This is a genomic window from Paenibacillus pseudetheri, assembly GCF_924513355.1.
GTDB lineage: Bacteria > Bacillota > Bacilli > Paenibacillales > Paenibacillaceae > Paenibacillus_AQ > Paenibacillus_AQ pseudetheri.
This window is the reverse complement of sequence record NZ_CAKMAB010000036.1, coordinates 20,963-33,010: the sequence shown is the minus strand read 5'-3', so window position 1 is coordinate 33,010 and position 12,048 is coordinate 20,963. Positions and strand designations below refer to the sequence as shown.

Here is a 12,048-nt window from a genome sequence, read left to right as displayed (position 1 = left end):
GTTTATGCTTGTTCGAAGAAACATCTTTAGAACGGCCTTTATCTTGATACAGATATTAATACATGTCAGCTTATGTATAAGGATCTGGGAAGAGATGAATACTATGGTCAGATATTACGATAAATCACTGGGATTATCCTTTCCCATAATGGACAGTAGTAAGACCATACTTCTTAAGAAAGCGGGGCACATGTGAAATGAAAGCTACTGGAATTGTTCGGCGTATTGATGATCTCGGACGAGTGGTTATTCCCAAAGAAATTAGACGTACTCTAAGGATTAGAGAAGGCGACCCACTGGAAATTTTCGTCGATCGGGACGGTGAAGTCATCCTCAAGAAATATTCCCCGATTGGCGAGCTTGGTGACTTTGCAAAAGAGTACGCGGAGTCCTTGTTCGAAGGGACTGGGCATATTACAATGATTGCTGATCGTGATACCTTTATTGCACTGGCTGGGGGCTCCAAGAAAGACTATTTGGAGAAACAAGTAGGGATTCTTTTGGAGAAGGTTATGGATAGTCGTAAGACTGTACTGGAAACCAACGAAGGCAGTTATGAAATCGCTAAAGATCATCCGGATTTGGTGTCCTCATATGTAGCCTCACCGATCATTTCCGGTGGAGATCCTATTGGTTGTGTAGTGATGGTAAGCAAGGATGATTCGGCGAAAATGTCATCAATGGAAATTAAAATGGCCGAAACCGCCGCCGCATTCCTTGGCAAACAAATGGAGCAGTAATCGTAATATAGACCCCGCTTTCCTTTTGGTAAGATATACAAAGGGTAAACGGGGTTTTGCCGTTCTTACAAAACCGTTTCTACTTGTGGGTATACATACGTTATAATATAGAAATTCATCCCATTAAAGTTGTAGAAGCAGGTACTTTATGAAATCTAACACACAAACATCACGGCTGCTGCAGGGGGCATTTATTCTGAGTGCCGCAGCAATTATTTCAAAGCTTATAGGTACACTCCAAAAGATCCCGCTGCAAAATCTAGGCGGAGATGCGGTATTTGGTATATACAACACAGTTTATCCCTTGTATACGATGTTGTTAACGGTAGCGATGTTGGGTCTGCCAGCGGCCATATCCAAATTTGTCGCTGAAGCCTCTGCCGGAAGGCGGGAGGGCGAGGGTCGGCAGATTCTGCTGTTATCTGCGGTAATCACGGGCATTAGCGGTTTAGTTATCGGAGCGATCACCTATGCAGGTTCGCCGATTATAGCGGAGTGGGTCGGGAACTCGCATGTGATGCCCGCTTTGCGAGCAAGTGCTTGGGGACTTGCGGTTGTTCCAATCATGTCAGCTCTTCGGGGTTACTTTCAGGGTCTTCATAATATGGTTCCGACGGCTGTGTCTCAAATAGTAGAGCAGTCCGTACGCGTAACGGTGATGATTGTACTGTTGTTATACTTGATTTCACTGGGTGCGGGCGCTGAGAGTATTGCTGCCGGTGCGTTGCTCGGCTCAGCGGGGGGAGGGGCAGCAGGGCTTGTGGTTATGCTGCTATTTTTGCGGCGTCATCGTCAGCGGTTAAGACAGGGTGCTCCTGTAGATGATGCCACTTCTGTCGAATGCCAGGATTTAAAGTTGCCTAGTGCAGACAATGAGGGGCGTTCGAATCAACGGATTATGGGCGTTAAAGCAGGGGCCTTGCTGGCTTATGGAATTCCCGTGATGCTTGGCGCACTGGCAATGCCTCTTATCGGTCTTGTAGATGTATTCACTGTACCTCGCTTGCTATCCTCTGTAGGAAGCGAAGTGGAGGCGATGACACAGTTTGGTGTATACAATCGTGGTTTGCCACTAGTGCAGATTGTAACGATGATTGCCACTTCTTTGTCTGTCGTGTTCATACCAGCCTTAGCAGAGGCGAAGTACAAGGGAGACATGAAGCTGATCGAGAACCGTTGCAGCTTGTCGTTGCGTTGGTTCTGGCTGCTAGGGCTAGCAGCGTCAGCGGGCCTTGCAGTGCTTGCTGAGCCGATTAATATGGCTCTTTATGGCGACACCGCCGGCAGCAGCACTATGACTTGGCTGGCCTTAACCGCTGTTGGCGGTACGGTCAGCATCATCTCGGCTGCGCTCCTGCAGGGCCTCGGCTACGTGCGCGCCCCGGCCCTGCATCTTTTGGCCGCCGCGCTGCTCAAGGCGGCCCTGAACCTGCTGCTGGTTCCGCAGCAGGGTATTACCGGCGCAGCCATCGCTGGCTTGGCCGCGCATTCGTTCGCAGCAGCGCTCAACGTGCTGCTGCTGTACCGCCAGGGCCATCTGCGGCTTCGCCTCGCAGATGCCCTGGCACGGCCCGCGCTGCTCACAGCGGGCCTGGCTCTTGCCGCCGCAGCCGCCAGCTGGGGCGTGGACGCTGCGGCTACGGCCGCTGGCATCGGCGGCGGGCGCACTGCCAGCTTGGCGCAGAGCCTGCTCGGTGTGCTCGCAGGCTGCGCTGTCTTTGCCGTAGGGGCTATAGCCCTTCGGCTCCTTAGCGAGAGCGAGCTTCGCCAGCTTCCGGGCTTCGGCCCGTCCCTGGCGGACAAGCTGAAGAAGCTGCGATTATTCCCTTAATCAACGTTTACATCACAATATAAAAATGCGGTCTGCTGAAACAGCCGCTTAAGAGGAGGAACAGACATGAGTGCAACATTAACGGTCGTCGGTCTGGGCTCAGGCAACCCTGATCGGTTGACGCTAGGAATTATAAAGAAGCTGAAGGCAGCATCCGTTGTCTATGTCCGCACAAAAGAGCATCCAGTCATGGCTGCCCTCTCCGAGCTTGAAATAACTTCACAGTCCTTTGATGGATTGTATGAATCTTTATCCTCGTTTCCAGAGGTGTATGCAGCGATTACTTCAAAACTGATTGAAGAGGCTCAAGCAGCAGCAGACGGTACGGATATTGTTTACGCGGTTCCGGGTCATCCTATGGTTGCGGAATCAGCGGTTTCGCAGCTGCGCGAGCGGTGTCCTGAGGAAGGCATTGAACTGCAAATATTGGGTGGGGAGAGCTTTCTTGACGAGGCGTTTGTTCGACTGGGGTTTGACCCCATTGAAGGGTTTCAGTTACTAGATGCTTCAGGCATTCGCAGTGCTCAACTTCAGCCTGAATTACATACCCTGATTGGTCAGGTGTACGATAGCTTTACAGCCTCGGAGACAAAATTATGTCTGATGGAACTGTACCCGCCTGAATATGAAGTTGTTGTGGGTCATGCACTCGGTGTCGAGAACGAAGAAAGCATTGTAAGAGTCCCACTATACGAACTGGATCGACTCGACGGTTATGGCAACTTGTCATTAGTTTATGTACCTGCGAATCACGACGAGAATCTAAGAAATCGTACCTTTGCCCGTCTGCATGAGATTGTCGATATTCTTCGAAGCCCGGAAGGTTGTCCATGGGATCGGGAGCAGACACATGAATCCCTGCGTAAAAATTTAATCGAAGAAACCTATGAAGTCCTTGAAACGATTGATGAGGATGACCCCGATCATATGAAAGAGGAGCTGGGCGACCTTTTGCTGCAAATTATGCTTCACTCTCAAATGGAGGAGGAGCTTGGCACGTTTAACGTGTATGACGTCATTGAAGGGCTGAATGATAAGCTTATCTTCCGTCACCCTCATGTATTTGGGGATACCAATGCGAATGATGCCGAAGAAGCGCTGAAAAACTGGGAGGGCATGAAGGCAGAAGAGAAGCGGCGTAAAGGTGTGAAGCCAGAGGAATTATCCGTTCTTAGTGGTGTTCCGCGTGACCTGCCTGCCCTTATGAAGGCATACAAGCTTCAGAAAAAAGCATCCAAGGTGGGCTTTGACTGGGACAACGCTACGGATTGCATAGCCAAGATTCGTGAAGAGATCGATGAGCTGCAGGAGGCGATTGACACAGATGCGGCGACAGATGATCAAATTCTGGAACTTGGGGATTTGTTGTTTGCAGTTACGAATGTCGCTCGTTTTATCGGTGCAGATCCGGAAGAGGCATTAACCCGGACTAACCGCAAATTTGTGCGCCGGTTTCAATATATTGAGCAAAGCTTGCAGCGCAAGGGAAAGAGCGTAAAGGATAGTAGTTTAGAAGAGATGGAAGAACTGTGGCAAGAGGCTAAGGCTGAGGAGCGAAAAGTCTAGTGATTCACAGCCCCTTTACGGTATATGGACTCCAAAATGGGGCAATGCTGTGGATGTAGCTTTTATTTTCTGATTTAGAATGTGGCCAGTAGTTTAATAGTGCTATAGAATAGATTCTGCGACGATTTCTGAGAAATAACTATTTCTTTTTTTAAAAAGCGACGAATCGTGGCAGGATTTTAAGGTGACATCAAGAATAAGATAAAGACGAAATGGCGATTCGCCCCATATTATGGTGGTGATTCTCGTTTCATTTATTTTTTCGTATCCTAGGAGGAACTTTAAATTATGAACAAGACAGATTTGGTAAACAACATTTCCGAGAAAAACGGATTGGCAAAAAAAGATGTAGAAGCAGTATTGAACGGATTCTTGGGTGAGATTACAGAAGCTTTGGCAAAAGGTGATAAAGTTCAACTGATCGGTTTCGGAACTTTTGAAACTCGCAAGCGTGCAGGACGCACTGGCCGCAACCCGCAAACGGGCACAACGATTGAAATTCCAGAATCGACTGTACCGGCTTTCAAAGCTGGTAACAAGCTTAAAGAAGCCGTTAACTAATGCGTCTTGACAAATTCCTGAAAGTGTCCCGTTTAATTAAGCGCCGTACAGTGGCCAAGGATGTGTCCGAACAAGGCCGGGTACTGATTAACGGGCGGGAATCTAAACCTAGTAGTACAGTTAAGATCGGTGACGAGATTACTGTACAATTTGGACAGAAGCTTGTAACGGTCAAAGTAGAAAAGCTGGTCGAAACGACTCGCAAGGACGAGGCCGCTGGTATGTATACTCTAGTTCGGGAAGAGCCTGTTGCCAAAAGCAGCGGACTGGACTGGTAAGAGTAATAGAAGAAGGCATAACTTTACATTTTGTAGAGTTGTGCCTTCTTTTTTCTTTTTGTTTCTCTTATTTTTTAGAGGGACGGGATGTTCTATAACTTCTACCTCTGCCATAGATTAGAGGTAAGAAGGAGGGGTACATGCTATGATCGAGCCAGGAAAGGTAAACAAACAGCATGATCTGCACATGCGCAGTCGGAAGCAGCTGGAGTTGACGGGCGTGCAAAATGTGGAGAGCTTCGACAGCGAGGAATTTTTGCTTCATACAGAACTCGGCCATCTCACCATTCGCGGGAATCATTTACATATCAAAAATTTAAGTCTGGAGAACGGAATGTTGTCCTTAGAGGGCAATGTACATTCCCTGATTTATCTCGATCCCGGATCGCAGGGCAAAAACAAAGGTCTGCTCGGTAAGCTATTTAAATGAATCCTGCAGTCCAGTGGGTGACGCTGTTCTACATGATCATGGCCGGGCTGGCGATGGGACTGGCCTATGACAGCTACCGGGTGCTGTCGCTGAAGTTTAACTTTCCCAAATGGCTGAATGCCATGCTAGATCTACTGTATTGGCTTTGGGCTGCCTTGCTCGTTTTTCGTATGCTGTATGCCGGAAATCAAGGACAATTGCGGTTTTATGTCTTTCTAGGTTTGTTTCTAGGAGTATGGATCTATTTTTTAATCTTCAGTGTTACGGTGCGGCGTTTTGTGTTAAGGTTAATTCAATCGGTTCAGTATATGTGCAGGTTGCTATGGAGACTTGTGGAGATCTTGATAGGTACACCTCTTCGCTGGCTTTGGCGATTTATTATAGGACTGCTAAAGCTACTAGGTCGTATTCTATGGTTCATCTTTAAGCTTCTGCTGCGTCTGACCAAACCAATTTGGGTATTACCTGTTAGGTGGATCTCTCCACAGTTATCGCGGCTGACACATAGCGCTTGGATTGTGAAGATCACTGAATGGATTACCAAATGGCGGAAACGCTGACCTTGAATTAGGGGGTACGTTGCATGAACAGATTTACTGCGGAAGAGAAAAGTAATCATAGCAAAAATTCGGCCGCAGGCGCGAAGAGAAGAAGATTTATGTGGATTGTCTTTGTGGCAGTATTTTTTGGTTGGGCGGGTTATACTTACTTCGCTCAAAGTGCGGTCATTGCGGACAAGGGTGAGGAACTTGCAAAGAAACAGGAGACTAGTGAGGATGTCATGGCATCTTTAACTCAATTAAAATATGAATTATCCAGACTTAATGATGACGAGTATATTGGCCAATTAGCACGTAAATGGTACAATATCTATCCTCAAGGGGAAACTCCTATTCGAACAGAGCAATCAGAGCAATAATAGCGGCGAAAAGAGGCTTTTACTCTGTTGCCTTGCTTTGCTCTTTACTGTATAATCAAATCACCGCAGACAGGATGACCTTAATATTCGTCTGTATATTTTTAAGGGAGGATCATTTTATTCTATGGCAATTGAAGTGGGCACCAAGTTAGAAGGCAAAGTGACAGGCATCACGCATTTCGGAGCATTTGTGGATCTGTCAGGAGGTGTCACAGGTCTCGTTCACATCTCGGAAATCGCCGATAATTATGTCAAGGATGTTAACGATCATCTGAAGATTAGTGATGTAGTAACAGTCAAGGTGATCAACGTCGATAAGGACGGCAAGATCGGACTTTCCATTAAGCAGGCTGTTGACAAGCCAGCATCGGAAGTACGTCCGCCTAGAGCTCCAAGACCAGAACGTCCTAGCGGCGGAGACCGTTTCGGCGGTGGCGGCGGCAGTGGTGGAGGCGGCGGTGGATTCAATCGTGAACGGGGTGGGCGTCCATTTAAGCCTGCAGCCGGTAAACCTTCATTCGAGGATAAAATGTCGCGATTCCTGAAAGACAGCGAAGAACGGATATCTTCGATTAAGAAGAACACAGAAGGAAAGCGCGGAGGCCGTGGGGCTAAACGCGTATAATCCAATAACCTGTACATCATAAATAACCGCAAGGGCATTTCGCCCTTGCGGTTTTTTTGTCATGTCATATAAAATTGCCGACAGCATCCATGCCATTCTCACATAACTCTAGGGCAATCGCTGACGAATGACCGCCGCGTCACCGCGTGAAACTGCGTTGTAAACAATCTTGAAACTAATCAACCTAAAGCCCCGCAAGGGATAGAACAGCTTTTTTAAAGATCATGAATGAAGGCTTTTTTGTCGGAAATTTCTTGTGTGTGTCCCTCCATTTCTGACAAACTTTCTCAAATCGCCGGTTATATAATGAGTACCATAAATTCTTAAACGGGTGGTGTAGGGGAATGGGTAAAAGCAACGTGGTAAATTTGCCAGAGTGGACAAGAGTGGGAAGTGAGGATAAGAAGCAGAGACAAGCATTGCGCACGCGTATTACAGCTTGGGGTCAGAAGCAGCGGTATGTTCAGCTAGTAGCAGCGAAGAAATGGATGCTATTGCTCAGTTTTATGGGGTTTCTGCTGGGTAGAGCCATGATTTTGGACGAACTATCCCCTTTTGCTGCCGCGTACTTTGCCGTCATTGTGTTTATGCGTCGCGACTCTATTCTACCTGTAGCTGCAGCCATTATAGCTGGAAGTCTCTTTACTCCATTCCCTGGAGCTCTGGTTACTACTGCTGAGCTGATTATTTTCTTTCTAGTTTATAAAGGGTTGGAAAGTTATGAACGAATAGATTTATCCTATGCACCACTTATGGTGTTCGTGTCTTCGTTTATGGTTGGTTTGTTCCAAATCGTTATTGGACCTTCTCTTTCTTGGTATCCGCTTATGATGATAACACTAGATGCTTTACTGGGTTTTGTGCTCACACTGGTGTTCATTCAAGCGCTGCCTCTACTAACCTATAAGCAAAAGAGTAGAGCGCTCAGGAACGAGGAGATTCTATGCCTTATTATCTTACTTGCCTCAGTAATGACGGGCCTTGTAGGTTGGACCCTTAATGGTTTGTCTTTGGAGCATATATTGTCACGATATTTGATTCTACTCTTCGCCATGGCAGGGGGGGCTCCTCTTGGGGCTGCTGTTGGGGTGGTGACCGGATTGATTCTCAGTTTGGCGGATATTAGTGCTATCTATCAGATGAGCCTGCTTGCTTTTTCAGGAATGCTAGCGGGAATGATGCAGGGTGGTCGAAAAGGTGCAGTATCTATCGGGATGTTACTGGGATCCACGATCCTTTCCGTCTATTTTACGGGTCCGGGTGATATGATGGCCTCAACATGGGAAACCTGCGTAGCGGTAGTGCTATTTGTTATAACGCCTAAGGCGATGATATCTGCCATTGCTAAATATGTTCCGGGCACATCAGATCATATCCGATCTCAACACGAATATGCGCGAAGGGTCAGGGATTTAACGGCAGAACGGGTGACGCAATTCTCACAGGTGTTCCAGCAGCTGTCGAGCAGCTTTGGGCAGATTCCACGTGCCGGAGAAGTAGGAAAATCAGACCGTGAGATGGAGGATTTCATGAGTACGGTGACAGAGGGCGCCTGTGCAGGATGTATTCGGCGTTCCCACTGCTGGGATGCAAAATTCTATCAGACGTATAGATACATGACAGATATGATGACTACTGTTGAGGAATGCCCTGATATTACGGCAGCTCAGCTGCCTCCGGAATGGAGCCGGATTTGCGGTAAAACTGGCGAAGTGCTTGAAGTCATGAAAGGACAATATGATCTTTACCAACATGATATGCGGTGGAAAAGACAAATATACGATAGTCGTCAATTTGTTGCCGAGCAGTTATCGGGCGTGTCACAGGTTATGGAGGACCTAGCGCGTGAAATAAAACGTGAGGGACAGGCTATGTATCGTCAGGAAGCTCAAATCCGTGAGACATTGGAGAAATTAGGGCTGTCTATTCATAGCATCGAAATCCTAAGTTTAGATCCTGGGCGTGTAGAAATAGAGGTGGTGCATGCCTATACTCGTGGTTTTGATGAATGCCGTAAAATGATCGCTCCGCTCCTTTCTGACATTCTAGATGAGAATATTGCTGTCATGAGCGAGACGGCAGTCCATCCTCGGGAAGGTTTGTCGATGGTTACCTTTGGTTCAGCCAAAGCCTTTGAGATAAACACAGGAGTGGCCGTTGTTTCTAAAGGCGGAGATATGTTATCTGGCGATAGCTTCAGTACCGTAGAGCTTGGAAACGGCACCTTTGCAGTATCCATTAGCGATGGAATGGGAAATGGTGAGCGGGCGAGAATGGAGAGTAGTGCCGCCCTCGGTATGTTAGAAAAGCTACTGCAATCCGGTATGGATGAGAAGCTGGCTGTAAAGTCGGTAAACTCTATTCTCTTATTACGTTCTCCTGACGAGTTCTATGCTACCGTTGACATGGCTTTAATCGATCAGTATTCCGCACAGACAACTTTTATGAAGATTGCTTCTGCACCGAGCTTTATCCGGAGGGGGAGTGAGGTCATTCCAATAACCTCTAGCAATCTGCCTATAGGAATCATTAAAGATATCGATGTGGATCTGATTAGCATGCAGCTTCGGGCGGGTGATATTTTGATTATGATGACGGATGGTATTTATGATGCGCCTGGATATGCCGTTAATAAGGAGATATGGATGAAACGGTTGATCCAAGAGCTCGAAGGGGACGATCCTCAGGATTTGGCAGATGGCTTGTTAGATAAGGTAATCCGTTATCAGGGCAATGAGATCCATGATGACATGACGATTGTCGTCAGTCGTGTAGATCATTTTCACCCAGAGTGGTCCAGCCTGCACATGCCTGGTGTCGGCCGAATGGAGCGTCCTCGAACGGTGAGTTAGGAATTTTCTCGGTTTAGGCTTAGGTTTTATGTTTGGTACGCGCGAAGCGCCGTATTGCTTGTGTGTTTAAGCACGCACGAAGTGTCGTGTTGCCTATATATTTGCAGTGCGCACAATGCGCCGTGCTGCTATAGGAGGTTTAAGTACGCGCGAAGCGTCGTGCGTGCTTGGAAGTCGGGGCGAGTCTGTGATGTGTAACTCGCCGGCCTCTACTATTTACGTTTCAAAGGTTCGCTGACTTTGGAGCGTAATTTTTTAGATCTAAACTGTTTACTAGTGAAGGTACGGAACGGAGAGAAAGTTTGGAGCTGCAGAAGCGGAGCGTTCGCCTTTATTATTTGATTTCAACCGCAGAGGGCGGTTTTAATAGAGAAATCAAATAATAACAGCGATCGAAAGCCCAAACATTTCTCGCAGTTCCCCTATTCACTATCCCCGTAGTTCAGATCGCAAATTTCCCCAACAAAAGCGACCGTTTGAAATCTCTCATTTCTGGATATGCTAGAAACAGAGGTTCAAACAAAGGGGGAGTTGAGGGTTATGAAGCAAATTATGCTCATTACTGACGGTTGTTCGAATGTAGGAGAAAGTCCGGTGTTGGCAGCGGCGCATGCCCTGCAGGAGGGAATCACCGTAAATGTGGTTGGTGTAGTTGATTATGGTACGATCGGCGAACTCGGAAGCCGGGAGATTGCCGACATTGCCAAGGCCGGGGGAGGCCTTAGCCGAATAGTCGGAACGCCACAACTGGCGCAGACGATTCAGATGATGACACGCAAGACCGTGGTTCAGACGATCCAGCAGGCGGTTAATAAAGAGGTAAAAAAGATACTAGGCGATGGCTCACTGGATCAGCTACCTCCTGTTCAACGTTCACAGGTTGTTACAGTTGTAGATGAACTGACAGAAACAACACCGCTGCGTATTGCACTTCTTATTGATGCCAGTGCTAGTATGAAACCTAAATTGGGTGCTGTGGAAGATGCTATCCGCGATTTGGCGCTTAGTTTGGAAGCACGGGAAGGTAAAAGTGAGATCGCTGTGTTCCATTATCCTGGAAATAACAGCAGTGAAGATGCTAAGCTTGATCTAGATTGGACCCATGACATGTCAGGTATTCGTACGTTATTCTCTAAATTGCACATGAGAGGCGCGACACCGACGGGTCCAGCTATTTTCAAGGTGCTTGAACATTATCGTTATGATACACTGGATGAACATCGTGGACGCCGACTAAGGGATGACCACGACGAAAGAGAAGGGATGATTGGTGGGTATGTCGTCTAATCCGTCCTATCCTACTGGTACCTTAATTAACGGCAAATGGCGGGGTAACCGTTATGTCGTTGAGCGGATGCTGGGAAGGGGCGCGAACGGAACCGTATATCTTGTGCAAAGAGAAGGCAGACGGGAAAGGTACGCGCTAAAAATCGGATACGATACACTTGAACTTCAATCGGAGATCAATGTACTAACCTCGCTGCAATCACGGCGAAAGCGGAATGAACATCGTGCTCGTCGTGAGAATCCATTGTCTTCTTATTTTTTGGAAGCGGATGATTTTGCGAATGGGGATAATGTCCCCTTCTATGTAATGAGGTATGTTGAAGGCAAACCTCTGCATCATTTTTTATCGAAAAATGGTCCCGACTGGTTAGGCCTGGTAGGGCTTGGTCTGCTTGATAAGCTGTGCACACTGCATGAATGCGGTTTTGTGTTCGGGGATTTGAAGCCGGAGAACGTCATGGTATCAAAATACGGCGAAGTGGAACTGATCGACTTTGGGGGCACAAGTCCTATTGGTCGCAGTGTGAAGCAGTTTACCGAATGGCATGACCGTGGCTTTTGGAATGCAGGCAGCCGTACGAGTGATGAGGGTTATGATCTATTCGCTTTTGCCGTACTGTGCCTCCGTCTTTTGAATGAAGAGGGGCTCAAGAAAGCTGCGCTACAGCTTCCGCAGACAAGAAGTGTAGATGAGCTGTTTAAGCTGGCTAGAAATCTACCCGACAAGAAACTATCCTCTTGGATTTGTTTAGCGTTAAAAGGAGGTTTCTCCGGTTCCGCAGATGCTACAGAGCTCTGGCGAAACCATATTTATAATTCGCGTAGAAAGCGTCCTGATAGTATGGACACACCTCGCTGGCTCAAAAATGCTTTTGGGTTATCCTTGTTTGTACTTGCCTTTACAATTTATTGGGTATTTCGGTTTTGAACTTATACATATAGTTAGAGAGAAGGGGGGC

Annotated in this window: 12 protein-coding genes; all 12 read left to right on the top strand. The window is 47.3% G+C overall.

Annotated elements, in window-relative coordinates:
- The first annotated feature begins 197 nt into the window (after positions 1 to 197).
- The 12 genes from spoVT to L1028_RS23905 all read left to right on the top strand — a co-directional run bounded on the left by spoVT (position 198) and on the right by L1028_RS23905 (position 12,017).
- Positions 198 to 740: a stage V sporulation protein T gene (spoVT, locus tag L1028_RS23960; RefSeq protein WP_234540341.1), complete on the top strand. Its 543-nt coding sequence runs from the start codon at positions 198 to 200 to the stop codon at positions 738 to 740.
- A gap of 148 nt (positions 741 to 888) precedes the next feature.
- A complete protein-coding gene (locus L1028_RS23955; protein WP_234540339.1) occupies positions 889 to 2,571 on the top strand; it encodes a putative polysaccharide biosynthesis protein in 1,683 nt (560 codons plus the stop codon).
- A 66-nt stretch (positions 2,572 to 2,637) separates the two neighbouring features.
- Positions 2,638 to 4,137 (top strand): bifunctional methyltransferase/pyrophosphohydrolase YabN, encoded by a 1,500-nt coding sequence (gene yabN / locus L1028_RS23950; protein ID WP_234540337.1) that lies wholly within the window; start codon positions 2,638 to 2,640, stop codon positions 4,135 to 4,137.
- Positions 4,138 to 4,425: 288 nt separating this feature from the next.
- Entirely contained in the window at positions 4,426 to 4,698 is a 273-nt protein-coding gene (locus L1028_RS23945; protein WP_036678778.1) for an HU family DNA-binding protein, read from the top strand.
- Positions 4,698 to 4,976, top strand: a complete 279-nt coding sequence (locus L1028_RS23940) for an RNA-binding S4 domain-containing protein (RefSeq protein WP_234540336.1) — start codon at positions 4,698 to 4,700, stop codon at positions 4,974 to 4,976. The genes L1028_RS23945 and L1028_RS23940 overlap by 1 nt, the downstream gene beginning before the upstream one ends.
- 145 nt (positions 4,977 to 5,121) lie before the next feature.
- Positions 5,122 to 5,406: a sporulation protein YabP gene (gene yabP / locus L1028_RS23935; protein WP_234540334.1), complete on the top strand. Its 285-nt coding sequence runs from the start codon at positions 5,122 to 5,124 to the stop codon at positions 5,404 to 5,406.
- Positions 5,403 to 5,966: a spore cortex biosynthesis protein YabQ gene (gene yabQ, locus L1028_RS23930; RefSeq protein ID WP_234540332.1), complete on the top strand. Its 564-nt coding sequence runs from the start codon at positions 5,403 to 5,405 to the stop codon at positions 5,964 to 5,966. Before yabP ends, yabQ begins: the two co-directional genes overlap by 4 nt.
- A 23-nt stretch (positions 5,967 to 5,989) precedes the next feature.
- Positions 5,990 to 6,325, top strand: a complete 336-nt coding sequence (locus L1028_RS23925; RefSeq protein WP_042183861.1) for an FtsB family cell division protein — start codon at positions 5,990 to 5,992, stop codon at positions 6,323 to 6,325.
- A 124-nt stretch (positions 6,326 to 6,449) separates the two neighbouring features.
- Positions 6,450 to 6,950, top strand: a complete 501-nt coding sequence (locus L1028_RS23920; protein ID WP_036678766.1) for a S1 domain-containing RNA-binding protein — start codon at positions 6,450 to 6,452, stop codon at positions 6,948 to 6,950.
- A gap of 344 nt (positions 6,951 to 7,294) precedes the next feature.
- Positions 7,295 to 9,802 carry a stage II sporulation protein E gene (gene spoIIE / locus L1028_RS23915; RefSeq protein WP_234540331.1) on the top strand — a complete coding sequence of 836 codons (2,508 nt, stop codon included), beginning with the start codon at positions 7,295 to 7,297 and terminating at the stop codon, positions 9,800 to 9,802.
- Between the two features lie 540 nt (positions 9,803 to 10,342).
- Positions 10,343 to 11,089, top strand: coding sequence for a VWA domain-containing protein (locus L1028_RS23910; RefSeq protein WP_234540329.1), 747 nt, complete (start codon positions 10,343 to 10,345; stop codon positions 11,087 to 11,089).
- Positions 11,079 to 12,017 carry a serine/threonine protein kinase gene (locus tag L1028_RS23905; RefSeq protein ID WP_234540327.1) on the top strand — a complete coding sequence of 313 codons (939 nt, stop codon included), beginning with the start codon at positions 11,079 to 11,081 and terminating at the stop codon, positions 12,015 to 12,017. Before L1028_RS23910 ends, L1028_RS23905 begins: the two co-directional genes overlap by 11 nt.
- Positions 12,018 to 12,048: the final 31 nt, after the last annotated feature.